The sequence below is a fragment of the Methylovirgula ligni genome (assembly GCF_004135935.1).
Taxonomy (GTDB): domain Bacteria; phylum Pseudomonadota; class Alphaproteobacteria; order Rhizobiales; family Beijerinckiaceae; genus Methylovirgula; species Methylovirgula ligni.
This window is the reverse complement of sequence record NZ_CP025086.1, coordinates 1,620,727-1,642,271: the sequence shown is the minus strand read 5'-3', so window position 1 is coordinate 1,642,271 and position 21,545 is coordinate 1,620,727. Positions and strand designations below refer to the sequence as shown.

Genomic DNA, 21,545 nt, shown 5'->3' with positions numbered 1-21,545 from the left:
CGAGCGTGCGGTATCGATCGGCAGCACAGAGCGCGCGGGCGGCCCATAGCTCTTCTTGTAGCGGTCAGGCTTCAAGGCATCCGCTCGACCCATTGTGCGCGCGATGGACCCGGCTCGAACGCATCGGCAAAATACTGAGTTTCGTGAGCGACTTTTCCATCGAGGAACTCCATGATGCTCACGGTGTAAGACGGCCGGCCATCGTATGTTAGGATGTATTCAGTGACCCAGAGGTCACCCACGCCGATGATTCGCCGCACCGTGAAGCGTTTGCGGTTCGGCTGCGCGGCGCGAGACAACTGAATATTCTGGCGTCCGCGGATTTGCTCGCCCGATTGCGGATAATCGAGCACCGCGTCCTCTCGGTAGATACGATGCTCTTCCTCAAAGTCGTTTGCGTCGGAAGCAGCCCAGTGGCGATTTAGAGCGGCCCGAATCTCTTCGTCCCCCATAGCAGCTCTCCCGGATCGTCACTGGCTATATCAAGCCGTCCTAGCATGTACCGCCCGATGCCCACACCCCTCTACGCACGGTCTCAAGCGAGATCCGGCCTGATTGGGATCTGAGTGCCCCGGGGCTCCGCGAGGCATGGAAGGCCGGCGATCTATCGGCTTTTCACGGTGGAACAGGCACCCGAAAACCACGCCGAATGAATTAAAGGATCGGGTCTGATCGGGAGCGAGGTCGTCGCTTTGGAAACCCGGACGCCGCAGCGTTGAGAAAGCCGTGGTGAAGACGCGCAGCGCTATCGAGGCGAGCCTGCACAGGGCCTGCAATACAGGACTGGGCGTGAGTTAGAGCGTGATGGCGCCGATGTCACCGAACAAAAAACGACGGCGGCGCAAACATGGCTACTGCGATAATCGCTGTGATCAGCAGAAGGCTGACAACGAAGGCGAGATCATCAGGGGGGACATGCTCGCGCAGGCGTTGCCACGAGACGGTGTGATGGTGCGAAACAACCGACATAGCGGTTCCTCCAGTTCGCCCCCAACCCCACTATATAACAAAAACGTGCATCCGCCAGAAGCAGTTCCAATTTTTCAGTTGGCAGCAAGGAATAGGCAGAACCAGTCCTGTTGCGCTGCAACGCAAATCGCAACGACGTCGTTAGCTTGCGCCGCAAAGAAGGCCGCTGCGGCAAAGGACGGGCAGTATCTGCGCTGATACCCATGTTCACGGCGGCGCGTATAAGGCGTCCGTCAAAAACACGGGCGCTATCGAGGCCAAACTGAACAGGTGGCCGAAAATGGAAGAGGCGTGAACGCGGCGCGGGCTAGGGTCATTGACCTGATGATCCATAACCGCTTCCAGAGCCGCCGCTACCCATCCCATGATGCCGGCGTCCGCTCGATGAACTGGAATTGGATGGTTGATCACCGCTGGTCGTTTGGTTGGTGCATTGCCAACCGGACGGCTCGCGAGATGAGCGCACCGGCCACTTTCCTTCCGGGCACAGTGGCGGCGCCGTTGTCTGTGCCACCGCGCCGAGGGCGGGGCAAATTACCAGAAGAATGACGATCATTGATCGACGCATCTGTTCCTTCCTCCCTTGATTTCCACTCCGTTAGAGATGGCGGCGAATTCAGGCTGCAGCGAGGTAAGAAACCTGCCTCGTCCGTCCTCAAGCGGTTGGTCGGATCAATTTTGTGAGACACAAATCGGATCTGCGCCGCCGCGCTGGTTATGGCGTGGTCCGGGGCCAGCGCCTATAGGGCGGCGGTCGGAAGGCCACCGGTCAGCGGCGGCCGTTGCCCCCAAGCGCGGCGATGGCTGCTGCTGGCATTCTCATACCCTTGGCACCCTTGGCACGGGATCGGCGTCGCGGGCGACGCGCTGTGTGTTCTCGGAAACATCGCCTTGGCCGAAACCGTGATAACCGACCATATCTTCAGGCGATTCTGTGAAATTGGTTTCGCTTTTCGGATCGGACGAAACCTTGATCAATGTACCGACAATCATTGGCTCGAGCGCAACGCTGTTGGGCCTGATTGGAATATTGCTGTTCGTTTTCGGTATCCGCAACGGTCAGTCACGGCGCTATGTCTGGTTCTGCTTGCCGTTCCTCTCAGGCATGTTCGGCGCCGCGGCTCTCATTGATCCAGCAGCCCTGCCGGGCAAATGGGGACTGTGGCTCGGCGGCTGGTTCATACTTCTCGCTTATGGCCTCGGCTGGCAGGCGACGCGCGCACTCTATAACCGTCCATTCCTGCCGCAATATGCGATCCTGGTGCCGACGCTGTGGATCCTGCTTTCGGTCGGGATTTTTCATCCGCTGCACCTTATGGGTCTGAGTGCCGTGACGCGCGCGGTACTGCCCGCGCTTTTCACGGCACTGGCGGCCTTCGAGTTCTGGCGCAGCAAGAACGAAAATCTTCCCGCGCGGGCGGCGCTCTTCTGGATTTTTGCTGTCTATGCAGCGATCGGCACGCTGCGAATTCCGCTCGCGCCCTTCCTGCCGATGCCGCTCGGCGCGACGAAGACGGAGACCTGGGCTGTCGTCGCCTATAATCTGGGGACAGCCACCTTGGCGCTCTTGGCGAGCGCCTTCATCATTGCGCTGCTGTTCGAGCGTGTCTCGGCGAAGAATTATCAATTGGCGATCAGCGATTCGCTGACCGGCGCCTATAACCGACGTGGCTATGAAGAGCAGATGGCCGCCTTCGGCGAGGAGGATGAGACACAATCCCCTTTTGCTCTCCTGCTGTTTGACATCGACCATTTCAAATCGATCAACGACCGCTTCGGCCACGAACTCGGCGACGAGGTGATCATTCTCGCCGCACGAGCCGCCGAAAAAGCGCTGCGGAAAGGCGACCAAGTGTTTCGCATCGGCGGCGATGAATTCGCCTGCCTTTTGCCGCACACCGGCGTGCATCAGGCGCTTGATGCAGGCGAGCGGCTGCGCACGACCTTCGCGACGCTGGCGAAACAGGTCGGCGGCATCAGCGTGAACGCGACGATCAGCGTCGGGGTCGCGGCGACCGAATCGCCCGAACAGACACCGGAACAGATTTTCGAATGGGCTGACAAAGCGCTTTACGAGGCGAAGAGGTCCGGGCGCAACCAGGTCATCGCGGCAGCGAGACAGGCCGCTCAAAAGGAATGAAAGCGACATCAGAGCAAGGCGATGGGTGAATCGGCCGCACAGTCTTCAAAAGCCCCATAAGCTATTTTTGTGAGGACATTTGGCGTCCAGCAACTTCGACTCGTCTGTGTCCTTAAAGGTCATTCCGGACGTGACATTTCCACCGACCACGATGGTTCCGACCTCAACCCATGTACCATCGCTATTGTGCTTCCAGGCATCACATGGAACCTTGTTGAGATCTTGAGGCCAGTTTTGAATGGTGTAAGTGGCGGCGGAAGCCGAGCTAATCGATCCGACAAAAATTAGGGCGGCTACACACGTCCTCATGGCTGCCTCCAAGGTTGTTCGGCCACTTTCAAATCGACTCGATTCTTACCCAAAGGCATAGCATTTTCACCCGAGAACATAGAGTGAACATGTGAGCAGGAAAATGCAAGCGCCACTGGCTGACCAGGCTGCGGCGAACGATGACGGTTTGCTCGCGGCTGGCATCGACGAAATCGTAACCGAGCACGGAGGCGACGCGCGAGCGGCTATTCGGTGCTGCTGGAGCAAATTTCATATTTGGAAATGGCGCGCAACCGGGGCCAACTTTAATTCGCGCGGGTGACCTCCACCAAATTATCGGAAAAGGAGGGTGCGTGACCCATGTCGGTAAATGCGGCCGAGCTGATGCTGTTCACGGTACCATCGTTAAGCTGGCGCCAATAGCCAAGCGTCGCTACGACGACGCCGAATTTAACGTCATCCGTAATGCGCGCGACGGCCTTGAAGGCACCGCGAGAATTCGCGACCTGGACGCGGTCGCCGTTGACGATGCCGCGGACGTCGGCATCACGCTGGTTGATCATAACGAACTGCTCGCCCTGACCCTGCAGCTTCTGCTCCATGTTCGCATAGCAGGAATTCAGAAAGCCGTGGCTCTTCGGAGAGACGATGTTGAGCGGGAACCGCTTGGCGAGCTCAGGATCGTTCGCGTGTGATTCTCTCGGACCGACATAGTTCGGAAGCGGATCGATATCCTCGCCGGGCTGGAAGTCCTCGTACATCTGGCGGAACGGCGGCGCGACGAAGTTCTTCGCGCCCTCGACGAGAAAGTGGCACTTGCCCGTCGGCGTCGGGAAATTGCCTTCCTTATGCGGTGCGCGATCGTCCGGCGTGCCGACCTTCAAACGCGCGTAGCCATGTCGACGAAGGTAGTCGAGATCGATGCCTTCACAGGCCGGCGAGTTCCAGTCGACGTAATGTTCGAGGCATTCCGAGTCGGTCCACTTGAAGTTTTCTTCTTCGAAGCCGAAACGCGCGGCAAGGCGACGGAAAATCTCGTTGTTCGGGATGGCTTCTCCGGGCGAGTCCGCACATTTGGCGTTGTAAGTGAGGTAGAGGTGACCCCAGGAGAGGATCATGTCTTCCATCTCTGCGCCCATCGAAGCCGGTAAGACGATGTCCGCATAGGACGCTGTGTCGGAGATGAAATGCTCGGCCGAGACAAGGAACAAATCCTCGCGCATCAGACCTGCTACGATTTTATCAGTCTCCGGAGCCTGGGTCACCGGGTTCGAATTCCAGCACATCATCGACATGATCGGCGGATCGAGCGGAATTTCGCCCGTAAGCGCGCGACCGATCTGAAGGTTGTTCACGACGCGCGTGCCTTGCGGGATAAGATCCGGGCGGCAGATGACGTCGAATTTATAGGGATGTTCCCAGACCGGGAATTGGGTGACGCCGCCGCCGACGTGGCGCCACGCGCCGGTCAAAGCCGGAATGCAGGTCACGGCACGAATGGTCTGCCCGCCACCATAATGGCGCTCGAGCGCGACGCCCATGCGGATCGCAGCCGGCTGCTCGGTCGCGAGTTCATAGGCGAGCTTGCGGATGTCGGCTGCCGCGACGCCGGTGATCGGTTCCGCCCATTCGGGCGTGCAGGTCCTTGCGCGCTCCCTCAGCTCTTCGAAGCCGACTGTGTATTTCTCGACATAATCCCTGTCGGCCAATCCTTGTTCAATGATCGAATTGATCAACGCCATGGCAAGGGCACCATCGGTGCCGGGCTTGGGGCAAATATGCCAGTCCGCGGCCTTTGCCGTTCGCGATGCATAGGCGTCTATGACCACAACCTTCGCACCATTCTTCTGCGCGTCCCGGACGATCGCCCAATGATGCAGATTGGTGCTGACGCTGTTGCACGCCCAGATCACGATGTACTTCGAATGGATGTAGCTCTCGGGGTCGAGCCCGGCGGTCGGGCCGACCGTGAGCAGCCATGCCGTACATGAGCCCTCGCCGCAGAACGTGCGTTCGCAGACCGTCGCGCCCAGCTTGTTGAAGAAAGCATCGCCCCCATTCAGCCCATGCACGAGGCCCTGGTGGCCGAGATAGCTGTAAGGAATGATCGCCTGAGGACCGTATTCAGCGATGATAGCCTTCCAGCGGGCAACAATTTCGTTGAGGGCCTCGTCCCAGGTGATCCGCTGGAACTGCTTGCTACCTTTCGGCCCGATACGACGCATCGGGTAGAGGATGCGATCGGGATGGTAGTGGCGCTTCTCGTAATCCTTCAGTTTCACGCATAGACCGCCGCGGGTCATAGGGTGGTCGGGGTTGCCGCGCACGCTTTGGAGTACGCCATCCCGCACCTCGAAAAGCATCGAACAGGTGTCGGGACAATCATGAGGACAGCCGCCGAAGAAAACCCCGTCCTGTATTATCTCGTTCATAGCTTCCTCCATGAAAAGTTGGCCTCTGTTGTCGTGCGGGCCTCTTCAATGCATGAGCTACGAACAAGAGCGCATATTTTGATCCGGAGGAAGAGCTAATCTGATCTCCCAAGTCTCAGCTCCGCTGATCGCTTCGACCTGCCTGTCGGCCGAAAGCGGACTGACGGCTCGCGGCCCAGAACTGTCACCCGTCCCCGTTTCAGCAACGGTTGTTGACGGGTTACATTCGAATCGGAATCATTTATCCAGCGCTTGGCGCTGTCAGTGCAGGAAGAAGTGCTTGGTGCGTTTGGCGAAAAGTGTACTCAGCACCTTCTGCGCCAGTACCATCACCCTCGCGAAACGACAGCTTCGCGCCCATCTCGGTCACTTAATATGGAGCCGCCGATTTCTCTAAAGCGGACATGATGCAAGCGAGCCTTTTCGCCGCCAAGCGCTCAATTCCGGTGGGCACGACACGCGTGGAGCCTGGGTTTTCAGAAGCGACACATCATTCTTATCATCTGGACATCGCACATCGCCGTAATTCTGTCAGACGGGACGTGATCGCGGGCCGCTCTCCGCTCGGAGACGCCGTAGGTCTTCCTTCGTATCGACATCGGCGTGAATAGATGCGTTCGCCACGGGATGCTCGATAACGCCTTCGGCGTGCACGAGTAGAGGGCCGGCCCCGCGGTCAGCCTCGAGCCTTGCGACCGCGGGAAAAAGCCGCCGTCCCAGGAGGACCGGGTTGCCGCGACGTCCAGCAAAGGTAGGCACAATTGCAGCGGCGCTGGGTGTTGTTTCGAAAACGTTGATCAAATCATCGATCAACGTCGACGAGATCAGCGGCATATCAGCGAGCAACACGACGACGCCATCAGCGTCACGCGGCAAGGCGGCCACGCCTTTCCGCAGTGAACACGATAGACCTTCGGCATGGTCCTCCGCATGAACGAATTGCAAGTCATAATCTTTGAGCGCAGCCAATATCGAGTCTGCCGCATGTCCTGTGACCACCACGACGGGACGCGCACGCGATTCCAACGCCGCTCCAGCGACGCGGCATACCATTGGCGTCCCCGCAAACGTAGCGACGGCTTTTGTCGTCGCCGCGCCCTGGGCGAAGCGCGTGGACCGGCCTGCCGCCAGAATGAGGGCCGCGATACGGCTCACGCCGCTTCTTCAAAGCGCAAAGGCTTTTGCCGCTTCGATGCGATCACTTCGGCAATGATCGCGATGGCGATTTCGCCCGCGCTGGCGGCACCTATATCGAGCCCTATGGGCGCATGTATACGCGCAAGCGCGGCCTCTGAAATGTTCTGCCCTCGCAGACGATCTAACCGAGCCGCATTGGTTTTGCGTGATCCCAAAGCGCCAATGTAAAAGCAATCCGCAGCCAAGGCTGCGGTGATGCCCGGGTCGTCGATGGCCGGAACGTGCGACAGAACGACCATCGCGGTATAGCGGTCGAGTCTTTGATCGACGAAAACCCGTTCAGGCCATTCGACTATTACATTGACGCCAGCAAATCTTTCCTGCGTAGCGAAAGCGCTGCGCGGATCAATCACCGTGACATCGTAACCCGCAAGCTTTGCAATGGGCGCCAGCGCCTGCGCGATGTGAACGGCACCGAGCACGATCATCCGAAGCCGCGGAACATTCACACGTAGAAAGAGCGACCTGCCGGTTGCTTCGACCAGCCCGCTTTTTCCGCGGCTCAAGTGCGCACGCAATTGTATCCCAAGCGGATCCTGTTCAAGTTCGCTATCGCTCACGATGCGCAGCGCGCCAGTGGCGATATCGGTGACAAGCACAGATGCATGGCGCGCACGCTCAAGGGCGCAGAGTTCAGAGAGCGCGCGTGCGTGTATCAAATCGACCCGCGCAACGAAAATCTTGATCCGGCCACCGCATGACAATCCCGCCCGCCAGGCCGTTTCGTCGCTGACGCCGAACTCGCGCATACACGGCTGGCCGTCAGCAATGACATCCAGCGCGTCAGCAATGACATCTGCCTCCACGCAACCGCCCGAGACGGAACCGACAAAATGGCCATCGGCATCGACTACCAATTGGCTTCCAACGGGGCGCGGTGCCGATCCCCATGTTTCGATGACCGTTGCGATTGCGACTTTGCGGCCGCGCGTATGCCAGTCGAGCGCGGTTTGGAGGATTTCTGCATCGGATACGAGCATGGAAGAGCCTCACGAAAGTAAGCAGCGTTGCAGGCAGGTCTCAGAAGGAGTGCGTGTCACCCTCGCGAACAGATCCGGATTGCATTCGCGTTGCTGCAGTCGGCTTTTGAGCAGACATAAAAGCGGGAATATTCATTTTCTTCAAGCTTTCACTTGAGCGGTGTCGCCCAAGGCGCGTACAAAAATTCGCGCAAATATGGAAAGCTATTCCCTCATCGCTACAGCAATAAATGCTGCGCGTCAGGTTACAAAAAGGAGCGGCATCTGATACCGTTCGTCGGTGTTTAGTAGCTCGCTGAATCTTCTGCCCATCTTGGTGGTCAGCACGACAAACGTCGCGTTGGCAAACCCCAGTCTCACCGTCACGATGGAGCAAGTCGAACACGTTCGGATCGTCTCGACAAAGACATTCGCGCGTGCAAAGGCTACGCTCGAAGCGGAGGTTCCGCAGCTCGACCCGAAGATCGTTGCCGCTCTGACGGCGGGTAATCTGAAGCAGGCCCAAGCGCTGGAACATGGTGCGCCGCTCTTTATCTTCTTGAAGCGCGATCATGGCGCACTCCTGCAGGCGGAGGGCGGTGCACGCAACGCTGTCCAATACGATATTGGCAATCCAATTACCGCATCACTGATGACCCGGCACAGATTGCAGGCTGCGCTCTACGCGCCGCTTCGTTTTGTGCTGTACGAGAATGCTGATGGCGGCGCGACTTTCGAGTACGACAAGCCGTCAACCCTTTTCGGACAATTCGGCGACGCTCAGGTCAACGAGGTGGCCCACAAGCTTGATGACGAACTGAAGCTGGCTTTGGAACATGCCGCCAAATGACACCGCGCTGCAGTCAATGAATCGTATCTGACCCGACACACATAATGCGTGAGGACGGAAGCATGAAAGTTCTATCGATCAACGGTCAATCGCACCAGGTCGACGTGCCAGATGACATGCCTTTGCTCTGGGTTCTGCGCGACGTTCTGGGCATGACAGGCACAAAGTTCGGCTGCGGGATCGCCCAATGCGGCGCCTGCACCGTCCATCTGGCGGGTCAGCCCGTGCGCTCCTGCCTGTTGCCGGTGAGTGCGATCGGTGCGCGGCAGGTGACGACGATCGAAGCGGTGGGGCAGACGCCGAACGGCCACAAAATCCAGCAGGCCTGGCTCGATAAAGAAGTCGTGCAATGCGGCTATTGCCAGTCCGGGCAAATCATGTCGGCCACGGCGCTCTTGAACCAGACTCCGCATCCGACCGACGCCGATATCGATGCCGCAATGTCGGGCAACATCTGCCGTTGCGGGACTTATGTCCGTATTCGCGAGGCCATTCACGCGGCCGCGTCGGTTTAGGGAGGCAGCCATGGGATATGACATGCCCTCACGGCGGTTTGTGCTGAAGGCCGGTGCAGCAGCGGGCGGCGGCCTGTTGCTTGGCCTGCATCTGCCGAGCCTTGCACGCGCTACGGCGGCGCCCGGCGCCATGGATCTCGCACCCAACGCTTTCGTGCGCATCGATACGCATGGAACGATCACCCTCATCCTGCCGCACACCGAGTTCGGGCAGGGAATCTACACGAGTTCTGCCATGCTGATGGGCGAGGAACTCGATGTCGGCTTGGATCAAATTGCGGTCGAGACGGCGCCGCCGGATATCAAACACTACATCGATCCTATTCTCGGCGACGAAGCGACAGGCGGCTCGGTATCAACGCGGGCCGACTGGGTGCGTTTACGCGAGGCTGCGGCGGTCGCGCGCACATTAATGGTGGCCGCGGCGGCCAAGCGCTGGAATGTCGACCCCGCGACATGCCGGGTCGAACGCGGCGTCATTCATGACGCGACCGGCCGATCACTTGCTTACGGCGATGTCGTGAGCGACGCCGCGCAATTGCCGGTGCCGGCGAACGTCAAGCTTAAGGATCCATCGCAATTCAAACTGATCGGCACCAGCGCCAAACGGATTGATACACCGTCCAAGGTCAATGGGACTGCGATCTACGGTATCGACATCATCGTCCCCAACATGCGTTTCGGGACCGTCGCGATCACCCCTGTCAAGGGCGGTAAGCTCGCCAGCATGGACGAGGCGGCGGCGCGTCATGTGCCTGGTGTCCAGGATGTCATCCGCAATGACGAGGGCGATGCGGTCGCCGTGATCGGCGATCACATGTGGGCGGCGAAGCAGGGTCTCGAAGCGCTCAATCTCAAGTGGGACGCCGGAGAGAACGGCGATGTGACGCTCGAAACGATCATATCCACGATGGATCGGGCGTCGCACAACAAAGGCGTCGTGGCCAAGAAGGAAGGCGATGCGGCCGCAGCGATCAGGGGCGCGGCGACGCAGCTTTCGGCAATCTATCAATCGCCGTTTCTGTCGCATTCGCCAATGGAGCCGCTGAATTGCACGCTGCATATCAAGCCGGATAGCGCTGAAATCTGGCTCGGCACCCAAGTTCCGGTGCGGGCGCAAAAGGCGGTCGCCAAGGTCGCCGGCCTGCCGCAAGACAAGGTGACGGTCCACAATCAGCTCATGGGCGGTGCCTTCGGCCGGCGGCTCGACATTGATAGCGTCGAAGTCGCGGCCTCGATCGCCAAACACGTCTCCTATCCGGTCAAGCTCGTGTGGACGCGTGAGGAAGACCTGCGCCACGATTATTATCGGCCCTATTATTACGATCGTGTCGCCGCCGGCCTCGATGCGGACGGGAAACTCGTCGGCCGTACGCATCGCGTCACCGGCCCGTCTATTCTCGCGCGCTGGGCGCCGCCCGCTTTCAAAAACGGCCTCGATGACGATGCCGTCTTATGCGCGGCTGAGACGCCTTACGAAATTCCCAATGAATATGTGGACTATGTCCGCGACGAACCACGGGCGATGAACACAAGCTGGTGGCGTGGCGTTGGCCCGACGCATAATCTCTTCGTCGTTGAAAGCTTCATTGACGAATTGGCCCACGCCGCCAAGCAGGACCCGGTCGAATTTCGGCGCGGCATGCTCAAGACGAATCCGCGGGCCCTCGCGGTCCTCAATCTCGCGGCGGAGAAGTCCGACTGGGGCAGTCCCCTGCCGCGCGGCACCGGACGCGGTGTCGAGTTGCAGTTCGCGTTCGGCAGCTACCTTTGCTGCGTGCTCGAAGTGGAAGTGACGCCGCCCGGCGAGATCAGCGTGCGCCGCGCCGTCGTCGCGATCGATTGCGGCATGACCGTCAATCCCGACACGGTCCAGGCGCAGATTCAGGGCGGTCTCATCCTTGGTCTCGGCACGGCCATGTACAACGAGATCACGCTGACCGGCGGCGCGATCGACCAGAGCAACTTCCACGATTACCGCGCGATGCGCATCAACGAAGCGCCGAAGATCGAAGTCTATCAGATCCGCAACAGCGAAAAGCCCGGCGGCATTGGCGAGACAGGAACGGCGGCCGCGGCGCCAGCCCTGGGCAACGCTATTTTCGCTGCCACGGGTAAAAGATTGCGCCGGCTTCCATTCGGGCGCGGGCAATTGAGCGGAACCTAGCAGACAGCACCATAGTCCCATTGTGAGGATGGACGCTCGCGCATGAAAAAGTGGCTCGCCTTCGCGTTTGGTCTTGTTGCTCTCGCCGTCATCGCCGCGGCGGCGTTCTTCCTCATACCCGCCGGGCTCGAACCCGTGACAGCAAGTGCGGCCGCGCCGACAGGTGCGGCGCTGGTCGCGCGTGGCGAATATCTGACAAGGGCCGCCGATTGCGAAGCCTGCCACACAAATCCCGGCGGCGAGTCTTTCGCAGGCGGCCGTGCGTTCGATCTGCCGTTCGGGACACTTTATGCGCCGAACCTCACGCCGGATCGCGAGCATGGCATCGGCGCATGGAGCAACGCGGAATTCGTGCGCGCCCTGCATCACGGTATCGGACGCAATGGCGAAGACCTTTATCCGGCATTTCCCTATGCGTCTTATGCCTTGCTGACGGACGACGATGCGCTGGCGATCCGGGCCTATCTCGCGACCGTCAAGCCAGTCGCCGCGACGCCACCTGCCAACGACCTGAAATTCCCATTCAACCAGCGCTATCTGATGCGGGCCTGGAAGCTCCTGTTCGTCCCGGGCCATCGCTTCGAGGCGGATGCCTCCAAGGATGCCACCTGGAATCGCGGCGCCTATCTCATCGGGCCTCTGGGCCATTGCGGCGAATGCCACACGCCACGCAATCTGCTGCAAGGTCTGGATGACAGCCGTAAATTTGCCGGTACGAAACAGGTCGGCTGGCTCGCCTATAATCTTACCAGCGATCCCGATCATGGGGTCGGCGGCTGGAGCGACGCGCAATTGGCGCAATATCTCTCGACCGGTCACGCCGAAGGGCGCGGACCGGCGTCGGGGCCGATGGCGGAGGTCATCGGATTTAGTTTGCGCTATCTGAGCGCCGACGACATCCGCGCGATGGTCACCTATTTGCGCAGCATCCCACCGCAGCCCGATGGGCCGCCTGCCGTGGGGCGCGGGGCGCCGGCTGAAGCGGGCAAGAATCCGCTTGGCGCGCACATCTTTGTCGAAGCCTGCGCCGGCTGCCATTTGCCGAGCGGTCACGGGCGCCAGTCGCCCTGGGCGGCGCTAGCCGGCTCGCACACGACCGGCGATCCCGACGCCAACAATCTGCTTCAGGTGCTGGCTCAGGGAACGCAGATCAAGACTTCGCAGGGGCTGATGTTCATGCACGCGTTTACGAGCGCCTATACGGATGAGGAATTGGCGGCGGTCGCCAATTACACCTGCGCGCAATTTGGCCAAACCGCCTGCCATCTCACGGCCGATCAAGTCCATAAGGTGCGCAAGAATGCGCCGACCAAGACTCTCGAGGCCTCGCAGTGAGTGCGATTGTCGTCTCTGTTGCGGCATCAGGCTGCGCCCGCCAGCGCATTCAAAGCCCTGTTTTTGCTGCGAAAGAGCAGTAAAACTGGCGCACCCGACAGGATTCGAACCTGTGACCTCTGCCTTCGGAGGGCAGCGCTCTATCCAGCTGAGCTACGGGTGCCTGGGGCGCACAGCGGCGCGGCAAACTTCTAGCTGATCCGCCGCGCGGCCACAATGCAGCAATTCGCACTCGCCAGACTGGCGGGCGAGCCGAACGTGCGGCCACCTATCGTCGGCAGGTTAGACTTTTAATGCAGCGTCTCGACGCTTCGCAGCTTGGCGATCTCGTCCTTGAGGTGAAGCTTTCGCCGCTTGAGTTGTGCCAGCTTCACCTCGTCAACCGAGGGATGGCACCATTCACGCGCGATGTCGCGATCAAGAGCATCGTGACGGCGTTCAAGCTCTGCGAGATGGCTTTCCAAAGACATGCTTGGCTCCTTGGCAGACGCGTCCACGAAGGTAGTGTGACACAGGATTGGTCGGCGGCAAGGGCCTTGCCCGGGGTGCATCGAAAAAATTCGCGCCTCACCCGCCCCGCGGCGACGCAGCCGCTAAACCTTTGTTAACTCTTGCATCATCAGCTTGAGCACAGCATGATTCAAAGCCGCGTGATCGGGGCAGCGCAAGCCAGAGGCAAGCGCTATTTTGTTGATGATAGCGCGGGTTAGAAACACCATGTGCGGTCCAGCACATTCTGCGTTTCGCCGCTTTTTTACGCTAGCTTCGCTTGAAGGGGCTTGGGGGTCGATTCGATGCATTCGAAGATGAGATTGAGCGTTCTGGCGCTGTCCGCGATCACTGCCGTCGGCTTGCTGTGCGTGCCGGCTCTGGCGCAATGGCATTACAACAACGGCTATCAGGCGAATTCCCCGAATTATGGCTACCCGCCCTATCCGGGCGGCGGCCAGCCGGGCCAGAACTACGGCGAGCCGCAGCCCGAACCGCCGGACGCCTATGTGCCGCCGGACCAGCGCGGCTATGCCAGCCCGCCGCAACGGGTGAGCCCGGACAGCGCGCCCTATAACCCGCCGCCGGACGATGATGCCGCCGCAGTCGGCAAACACACGCGCCAGGAAGTCGACTTCCCCACCAACGAGAAGCCGGGCACGATCATCGTCGACACCAATACGCGCCATCTCTATCTCGTCGAGGGCGACGGCCGGGCCTTGCAATATGGCATCGGTGTCGGCCGCGAAGGCTTCGCCTGGAAGGGCGTCGCCGAGGTCCACAGCAAGCAGGAATGGCCGAAATGGTTCCCGCCCTCTGATATGCTTCAGCGCCGCCCTGACCTGCCGCAAGAGATGGACGGCGGTCTCGGCAATCCGCTCGGCGCCCGCGCGATGTACTTGTGGGAGAACGGCAAGGACACGCTCTATCGCATTCACGGCACCAACGAGCCGGACACGATCGGCCAGGCGGTCTCATCCGGCTGCATCCGCATGATGAATGGTGACGTGATGGACCTTTACAACCGCGTCGCGGTGGGCACCAAAGTCATCGTACTGTAACAAATCTCGTGGCCCTTTACCCATTCCCCGGGTGAAGGGCCTTTTTCTTGCGCTGCGCCGCAGCACATTCTTGACCTTCCCCGTCATCTCGCATTTAAGGCGCGCAACGCGTTTCGCGCCACGCTCTTCCTTTGGAGCAAGCTCTTCCCCTGGAGCAAACTCTTCCCTGGAGATTGACGATGCAGAATTGGCCGATCCACGGCACGATTACCGGCCCTGTTGTCATGATCGGCTTCGGATCGATCGGGCGCGGCACCCTGCCCCTGATCGAGCGTCACTTTCACTTCGACAAGTCGCGCTTCACCGTCATCGACCCCGTCGACACGGACCGGCATCTGCTCGACGAGCGCGGCATCGCCTTCATCCAGAAGGCCGTGACACGCGAGAATTTTGTCGATCTGCTGAAGCCGCTGCTGACCAACGGGTCCGGTCAACCCTTCATCGTCAACCTGTCCGTCGAGGTCTCCTCCGCCGCGATCATGCGTCTCGCGCATGAGGTCGGCGCGCTCTATATCGACACGGTCGCCGAGCCCTGGCCGGGCTTCTACGACGATCCGCGCCTCACCCAGTCGCAGCGTTCGAACTATGCGTTGCGCCAGGAGATACTCGACCAGCGCGACGCGCTCGGCGCCGGGCCGACCGCCATTTCCTGCTGCGGCGCGAATCCGGGCATGGTCTCCTGGTTCGTCAAACAAGCCCTGCTGAATGTCGCCAAGGATCTCGGCATCACGGCGCCGGAGCCCAAGACGCGCGAGGAATGGGCACGACTGGCGAAAGGCGTTGGCGTCAAGGGCATCCACATCGCCGAACGCGACACCCAGCGCGCCAAGACGCCGAAGCCGATGGGTGTCTTCGTCAACACCTGGTCGGTCGAAGGCTTCGTCTCGGAGGGCCTGCAACCCGCCGAGCTCGGCTGGGGCACGCATGAAAAGCATTTGCCGCCAGAGGGCCGCCGTCATGAGTATGGCCCGGACTGCGCGATCTATCTGCTGCGGCCGGGCGCCGGCACGCGGGTGCGCTCCTGGACGCCAACGCCGGGGCCGCAGCACGGCTTTCTCGTCACGCATAATGAATCGATCTCGATCGCCGATTATCTGACGCTGCGCGAGGATGGCGAGGTCGTCTATCGGCCGACGGTGCATTACGCCTATCGCCCCGCCGACGACGCCGTGCTCTCGCTCGACGAAATGGCCGGCGCGCAATGGAAGCAGCAGGACGATTGGCACATTCTCGGCGAGAACGAGATCGTCGATGGTATCGACGAACTCGGCGTGCTGCTCTACGGCCACGCCAAGAACGCCTATTGGTATGGCTCGCAGTTGTCGATCGAGGAGACACGCCGCATCGCGCCCTATCAGAACGCGACTGGCCTGCAAGTCAGCTCCGCCGTGCTCGCCGGCATGGTCTGGGCACTGGAAAATCCGCGCGCCGGAATTGTCGAGGCCGACGAAGTGGATTTCCACCGCTGCCTCGAAGTGCAACTGCCCTATCTCCAGCCGGTGATCGGCACCTATACCGACTGGACGCCGCTCACCGACCGCGCCAGGTACTTCGCCGAAGAGCTCGACAAGGACGATCCCTGGCAGTTCGCCAATGTGATTGTACGTTGAGGACGCGCGAACCGGACAAGCGCAACGGTCCTATTCGGCCGCCAGCTTGACCGGCTGAGGCAGGTTTTCGGCGCGGAACTGCGCAAGCAGAGCTGTCTCTTCCGCTCTCGCGACTTCAACGCTTTGCAATTTCACATGGCCGAAGCCGCGGATTTTTTCCGGCAACGCGGCCAAGGCGACGGCGCTTTCGTAATTCTCCGGCGTCAGTTTCGCGGCGATCTCGTCAAGCAGCTTCTCGTAATCGGCGCGCAGCTCGCGCTCGAGCCGCCGCTCGCTCGACCAGCCGAAGAAATCCAGCGGCGTGCCGCGCAAAACCTTCAGCGGCCTGAGAATCTTGAACAGCCGCATCATCGCGGGGCCGAAAGCCCATTTGCGGACCGTGCCCGGCTTGCGTGCGAAAATCGGCGGCGCGAGATGGAAGGTGATGCGTATATCGCCCTCGAAGGCGGCGGCGATGCTGCGCGTGAACGTGCCGTCGCTGTAGAGCCGCGCGACCTCATATTCGTCCTTCACCGCCATCAGCTTGAAAAGGCTTTTGGCGACCGCGACCGCAAGCCGCATTTCTCCCGGGGCCATGCGCCGCTCGATCTCGGCGATGCGTTCCACCTGCGCCGCGTAATTTTCGGCATAGGCACGGTTCTGATACACGGTCAGGAAAGCCTGCCGCCGCGCGAATTTCTCCGCGAAGGTTTCGGAGATGACGCGCGATGAGGCCGGATCATGCGCCGGCGCCAACAGAGCGGCGACACGATCCGGCGCGAAGGCTTCACGGCGCCCCCAAAGGAACGCGCGCTTGTTCATCTCGACGGATTCGCCGACAATCTCGATTGCCCGCATCAGAGCTTCTTCCGACAGGGGCAGCAGGCCGCGCTGCCAGGCGAAGCCGACGAGGAAGATGTTCGCGGCGACCGATGTGCCGACCAGCGCTGTTGCAAGACTCGTCGCGTCACAGAACGCCGCACGATTGGCCGCCGCCTTCTGGATCGCCTGTTTGATCGCCGCGACCGGCAGCGTAAAATCGGGATCGCGGGTGAAGTCGCCGGGATAGGTCTCGGCGGTGTTGATGACGACGCCGGTTTCGCCGGGCCTTATCGCGGCGAGAGCCTTGGCGGTACCCGAGACAACCAGATCGCAGCCGATGATGAGATCGGCGCCGCCCGCGCCGATACCGATGGCATGGATCTGCTCCGGCCGCGCCGCGATCTTGATATGGCTTTGAACCGCGCCACCCTTCTGCGCCAGCCCCGCCATATCTGTCGAGCCGCAGATTTTGCCTTCAAGATGCGCCGCCATCGCGAGGAAGGCGCCGATGGTCACCACCCCGGTGCCGCCGACGCCGGTGATGAGAATGGCGAAAGGCTTGTCGCCAAGCTGCGGGATCGCCGGTTGCGGCAGCGGCGGAAAATCATCGGCCTCCGGCGATTTCATGCCGGCAACTTTGAGCTTGGCGCCATGCACGGTCACCATCGCCGGGCAGAAGCCTTCGAGGCAGGAGAAATCCTTGTTGCAGCTCGCCTGGTCGATAACGCGCTTGCGGCCGAACTCGGTCTCGAGCGGTTGCAGCGAGACACAGTTCGAGACCTTGCCGCAATCGCCGCAACCCTCGCAGACGAGATCGTTGATGAAGACGCGCTTGTCCGGATCGGGGAATTCGCCGCGCTTGCGGCGGCGGCGCTTCTCCGCGGCACAGGTCTGATCGTAGACGAGGACCGTCGTACCCGCGACCACGGCAAGCTCGCGCTGCACGGCATCGAGTTCGTCGCGCAGCCGGACCTCGACATCCCGCGGCCAGTTCGCGAGATTCTGATATTTCTGCAAATCGTCGGTGACGACGACAATTTGATGGGCGCCTTCGGCCGCCACCTGGCGGACGATTTTGTCGACCGTCAATCCGCCTTCGAGTTGCTGGCCGCCGGTCATCGCGACGGCATCGTTGAAAAGGATCTTGAAGGTGATGTTGGTGCCGGCGGCAATAGCCCAGCGGATCGCCAGAACGCCGGAGTGATTATAGGTGCCGTCACCGAGATTCTGGACGATGTGGCCGCGCGTCGAGAACAGCGCCTCGCCGATCCAGTTGGCGCCCTCGCCGCCCATGTGGGTGTAGCCCTCGGTGGCGCGGTCCATGCCCTGGACCATGTAATGGCAGCCGATGCCGGCGTAGGCGCGCATCCCCTCGGGCACTTTGGTCGAGGTATTGTGCGGGCAGCCCGAGCAGAAATAAGGCGTGCGCACCGCTGCGTCTTTCAGGCTCGTGAGCCCGCGCTGCAAGCTTTCGAGATGGGCGACGCGCGCCTCAAGCTCCGGGCCCGGGTTGAATTCAAGCAGGCGGCGGCCGATGGCGATAGCGATGGGATTGACGTCAAGCGCGCCGGCGACGGGAAAGAGCGTCCGGCCCTTTTCATCCTTCTTGCCAACGCAGACCGGCTGATGCGCGCTGCCGTAAAGCTCGTCGCGCAACTGGTTTTCGATCAGCGACCGCTTTTCCTCGACGACAATGATCTTGTCGAGACCTTGCGCAAATTCGCGCAATCCTTGCGGCTCGAGCGGCCAGGTACAGGCGATCTTGTAGACTCGCAAACCCAGCGCATTGGCGCGCAACTCGTCGATGCCGAGTTCATCGAGTGCCTGGCGTACATCGAGATAGGATTTACCGGCGGCTATGATGCCGAGGCGCGGCTTGGCGCCACCCGATATGACGATGCGATTGAGCTTATTGGCGCGCAGCCAGGCCAGCACGGCGTCGCGCTTGTAATTCTGCAGCCGCTTTTCCTGATCGAGCACCGGATCGCGCGCGCGGATGTTGAGCCCGTCCGGCGGCAGGAAGAAATCCGTCGGCACGACGGGCTGCACTCGATCGGGCGCGGCATCGACCGAGGCCGTCGATTCGACCGTGTCCTTGAGGCATTTAAGGCCGACCCAGCAGCCCGAATAGCGGCTGAGCGCATAGCCATAGAGGCCGTAATCGAGGAGTTCCTGCACCCCGGCGGGGGCGAGGATCGGAATCATCACATCGACGAAGGCAAACTCCGATTGATGTGCGGTGGACGAGGATTCAGCCGTGTGGTCGTCGCCCATCAACGCGAGGACGCCGCCGAAGCGCGAGGTGCCCGCAAGATTGACGTGGCGCAGAACATCGCCGGAGCGATCGACGCCCGGCCCCTTGCCGTACCAGAGGCCGAAGACGCCATCGAAACGCCCTTCGCCGCGCATCTCCGCCTGCTGCGCGCCCCAGATGGCGGTCGCGGCGAGATCTTCATTGAGGCCCGGCTCGAAGCGGATGTCGCGCGCTTCAAGCTGCTTTTTGGCGCGGGCGAGATTGAGGTCGACGCCGCCGAGCGGCGAGCCACGATAGCCGGACACGAAACCGGCGGTTTTGAGCCCGGCGCGGCGGTCGACTTCCGCTTGCATCAGAAGAAGGCGAACGATCGCCTGCGGGCCGGAGACGAAAATGCGGTTTTGCGCGAGATCGAATCTATCCGCGAGTGAAAGCGGTGCCGTCGTCCCTGGCGTTTTGCCCGCGTCCACCATCTGTGCCCTTGTCCCAGGCGAGGAATCCTGGCCGCCCCTACGGGACTTATCGGTATAGAACAGCCGTATTGATCTTCCAAACCCTTTCCCACCTTCGACCCGCATCGCCCACACTTCGCTAAGTAAATGATTGTAACGCAGTTTTGCGGGCCGCGAGCAGCGCGTCCGCATGCCTTTGATGGCCCTGCGCCTCGCTTTGGCCAGAGTTTGGCTGGCAAAGTGCAGTTTCACATCCGCTGTGGCGATTCCGTGGCTAAGCCCTTGACGATTCACATGCACACGGCGCGCGGCCGGATCGGCGGCCTCATCGCCCTCATGCTCGCCTGGGCAACGCCGGCCTGCGCCCATCCGCATGTGTGGGTCACGGCGCACGAAGACGTGATCTTTCAGCCCGATGGCAAGATCACAGCGATCCGCAACTCCTGGATCTTCGATGACATGTATTCGGCCTTCGCGGTTCAGGGCCTTTCCAAGGATGGCCAGCTCGCGACCAAAGAACAGCTCGCGCCTCTCGCCAAGACCAATGTCGAGTCCCTGGCGGAGTTCGGCTATTTCACCTTCGCGAAGAATGCCGGTCAGAAGGTGGATTTCGGGCCGCCGCGCGATTATTCGCTTGAGGAACGGCCGGACAAGCTCGTCGTGCTGACGTTCACCGTGCCGCTGAAGGAGCCGCTCGAGCCCGGCAGGGCCTTCACCTTTTCGATCTACGACCCGACCTTCTTCGTCGACTTCAGCCTGGCGAAGACGGGTCCGGTGGCGCTCGTCAGCGCGCCGAAGGGCTGTTCGATCGGCGTGCTCGGCGCCAATCCGCTCGAAGTGCAGGACGCCAAACAATTGTCCGAAGCCTTCTATCAAAATCTGTCCCCCGGTGCGAACTTCGGCATGAAGCTCGCCGACCGGGTCATCGTCGCCTGTCCGTAGAACAGATGCGCAAAAGGACCGCGATGCGCCCAAACCAAAAGCTCGACATCATCACGCTTGCCGCCCTCATGCTTCTCGCCGGAACATTAGCGGCCGCGGCGCAAGGCTTTCATCATCCCTTTGCCGTCGGCGCCGACGAAGGCGCGGTCGGCAACGCGTCCGGCGTTACCGCCTGGATCATCGAACAGGAGAGCCGATTTTCGCTCGCGCTCGTCGGCGCCATGCGCGCCGTGAAGCAGAGCGACTACGGGTTTCTCGCTCTCGCCGGATTGAGCTTTCTCTACGGCGTCTTCCACGCCGCCGGTCCCGGCCACGGCAAGGCGGTCGTGACCTCCTACATGATCTCCAACGAGAGCGCGCTCAAACGCGGCCTGATCATCTCCTTCCTCGCGGCTGTCCTGCAGGGGATCGTTGCGATCGCGCTCGTCGGCAGCGCGGTGCTGATCTTCAACGCGACGGCGCAGCGGATGAACGCGGCAGCGCGCTGGCTCGAATATGCCGCCTATGCCGGCATCATCCTGCTCGGCATTGTCCTGCTCATCAACAAGACAACGGCGCTGGCGGCGAGCATCCGCCAGGCCACGGCCGCGCGGGCTTTGCCGGTCTTCGCCGGCGCATCGCCGAAGCTCGCTTATGCGCAAACCGGCGGCAACGGCAATTTTCTCGCCGACGACGGAAACGGCCATGTGCATGGGCCCGATTGCGGCCATTTCCATGCGCCGGACCCGCGCCAGCTCGGCGCAGGCTTTTCGTGGAAATCGGCCGCCGTCACCGTCGCGACCGCCGGCGCGCGCCCCTGCTCCGGGGCGATTCTGATTCTGGTCTTCGCGTCGGCACAGGATATTTTCGGCGCCGGAATCTTTTCCGTCTTCGCCATGTCGCTCGGCACCGCGATCACGACCGGCGCGCTGGCGACAATGGCCGTCTATGCCAAGAAACTGGCGGTGCGCTTCTCGGGCAGCGGTTCGCCCCGCGCGGAAATCATCGGGCGGCTGATCGAGGTCGGTGCGGCGCTTGGCGTGCTCGTCTTCGGCTGCCTGCTCCTGCTTGCCAGCGTTTCCGGCCTGACCGTGGCCTAGAGAGTAAGCGCCGGAAAAGTTGC

General features: G+C 61.2%; 16 protein-coding genes and 1 tRNA gene. 9 read left to right on the top strand and 8 right to left on the bottom strand.

The annotated features are described in order from the left end of the window. Nucleotides 1-71 precede the first annotated feature (71 nt). Nucleotides 72-452 (bottom strand): nuclear transport factor 2 family protein, encoded by a 381-nt coding sequence (locus CWB41_RS07845; RefSeq protein WP_115834807.1) that lies wholly within the window; start codon nt 450-452, stop codon nt 72-74. 364 nt (nt 453-816) lie between these two features. Beyond that, nucleotides 817-969 (bottom strand): hypothetical protein, encoded by a 153-nt coding sequence (locus CWB41_RS16160; RefSeq protein ID WP_165204159.1) that lies wholly within the window; start codon nt 967-969, stop codon nt 817-819. A 934-nt stretch (nt 970-1,903) separates the two neighbouring features. Between CWB41_RS16160 and CWB41_RS07840 the strand changes: the two genes are divergently transcribed. Then, on the top strand, nt 1,904-3,109 hold the full coding sequence (locus CWB41_RS07840) for a GGDEF domain-containing protein (RefSeq protein WP_115834808.1): 1,206 nt from the start codon (nt 1,904-1,906) through the stop codon (nt 3,107-3,109). Between the two features lie 575 nt (nt 3,110-3,684). Here CWB41_RS07840 and CWB41_RS07835 read toward each other — a convergent pair. The 3 genes from CWB41_RS07835 to CWB41_RS07825 form a co-directional block, all read right to left on the bottom strand. Beyond that, a complete protein-coding gene (locus CWB41_RS07835; protein WP_115834809.1) occupies nt 3,685-5,811 on the bottom strand; it encodes a molybdopterin-containing oxidoreductase family protein in 2,127 nt (708 codons plus the stop codon). Nucleotides 5,812-6,342: 531 nt separating this feature from the next. Continuing rightward, nucleotides 6,343-6,966, bottom strand: a complete 624-nt coding sequence (locus CWB41_RS07830; RefSeq protein ID WP_115834810.1) for a nucleotidyltransferase family protein — start codon at nt 6,964-6,966, stop codon at nt 6,343-6,345. Then, nucleotides 6,963-7,988, bottom strand: coding sequence for an XdhC family protein (locus tag CWB41_RS07825; RefSeq protein ID WP_115834811.1), 1,026 nt, complete (start codon nt 7,986-7,988; stop codon nt 6,963-6,965). Before CWB41_RS07825 ends, CWB41_RS07830 begins: the two co-directional genes overlap by 4 nt. A gap of 316 nt (nt 7,989-8,304) precedes the next feature. On the opposite strand from CWB41_RS07825, the gene CWB41_RS07820 reads away from it, so the two are divergent. From CWB41_RS07820 to CWB41_RS07805, 4 genes are all read left to right on the top strand, one after another. Continuing rightward, nucleotides 8,305-8,817 carry a DUF302 domain-containing protein gene (locus tag CWB41_RS07820; protein WP_342633721.1) on the top strand — a complete coding sequence of 171 codons (513 nt, stop codon included), beginning with the start codon at nt 8,305-8,307 and terminating at the stop codon, nt 8,815-8,817. 62 nt (nt 8,818-8,879) lie between these two features. Next, nucleotides 8,880-9,332 (top strand): (2Fe-2S)-binding protein, encoded by a 453-nt coding sequence (locus tag CWB41_RS07815; RefSeq protein ID WP_115834813.1) that lies wholly within the window; start codon nt 8,880-8,882, stop codon nt 9,330-9,332. Between the two features lie 10 nt (nt 9,333-9,342). Beyond that, nucleotides 9,343-11,499 (top strand): xanthine dehydrogenase family protein molybdopterin-binding subunit, encoded by a 2,157-nt coding sequence (locus tag CWB41_RS07810; RefSeq protein WP_115834814.1) that lies wholly within the window; start codon nt 9,343-9,345, stop codon nt 11,497-11,499. Nucleotides 11,500-11,541: 42 nt separating this feature from the next. Beyond that, entirely contained in the window at nt 11,542-12,834 is a 1,293-nt protein-coding gene (locus tag CWB41_RS07805; protein ID WP_115834815.1) for a c-type cytochrome, read from the top strand. An 86-nt stretch (nt 12,835-12,920) separates the two neighbouring features. Here CWB41_RS07805 and CWB41_RS07800 read toward each other — a convergent pair. Both CWB41_RS07800 and CWB41_RS07795 read right to left on the bottom strand, forming a co-directional pair. Then, nucleotides 12,921-12,997 (bottom strand) — tRNA-Arg (locus CWB41_RS07800). A 127-nt stretch (nt 12,998-13,124) separates the two neighbouring features. After that, entirely contained in the window at nt 13,125-13,304 is a 180-nt protein-coding gene (locus CWB41_RS07795; protein ID WP_115834816.1) for a YdcH family protein, read from the bottom strand. Between the two features lie 336 nt (nt 13,305-13,640). On the opposite strand from CWB41_RS07795, the gene CWB41_RS07790 reads away from it, so the two are divergent. Together CWB41_RS07790 and CWB41_RS07785 are read left to right on the top strand one after the other, a co-directional pair. After that, nucleotides 13,641-14,384, top strand: coding sequence for a L,D-transpeptidase (locus CWB41_RS07790; RefSeq protein WP_115835452.1), 744 nt, complete (start codon nt 13,641-13,643; stop codon nt 14,382-14,384). Nucleotides 14,385-14,563: 179 nt separating this feature from the next. Beyond that, a complete protein-coding gene (locus tag CWB41_RS07785) occupies nt 14,564-15,994 on the top strand; it encodes a homospermidine synthase (protein ID WP_115834817.1) in 1,431 nt (476 codons plus the stop codon). 30 nt (nt 15,995-16,024) lie between these two features. Here the strand turns inward: CWB41_RS07785 and CWB41_RS07780 are convergent, their stop codons facing one another. Continuing rightward, nucleotides 16,025-19,522, bottom strand: coding sequence for an indolepyruvate ferredoxin oxidoreductase family protein (locus CWB41_RS07780; RefSeq protein ID WP_115834818.1), 3,498 nt, complete (start codon nt 19,520-19,522; stop codon nt 16,025-16,027). 249 nt (nt 19,523-19,771) lie between these two features. Between CWB41_RS07780 and CWB41_RS07775 the strand changes: the two genes are divergently transcribed. Both CWB41_RS07775 and CWB41_RS07770 read left to right on the top strand, forming a co-directional pair. Continuing rightward, complete coding sequence (locus CWB41_RS07775) at nt 19,772-20,443, top strand: DUF1007 family protein (RefSeq protein WP_245411105.1); 672 nt, start codon at nt 19,772-19,774, stop codon at nt 20,441-20,443. Nucleotides 20,444-20,466: 23 nt separating this feature from the next. Beyond that, nucleotides 20,467-21,522, top strand: a complete 1,056-nt coding sequence (locus CWB41_RS07770) for a nickel/cobalt transporter (RefSeq protein ID WP_165204156.1) — start codon at nt 20,467-20,469, stop codon at nt 21,520-21,522. The last annotated feature ends 23 nt before the right edge of the window (nt 21,523-21,545 follow it).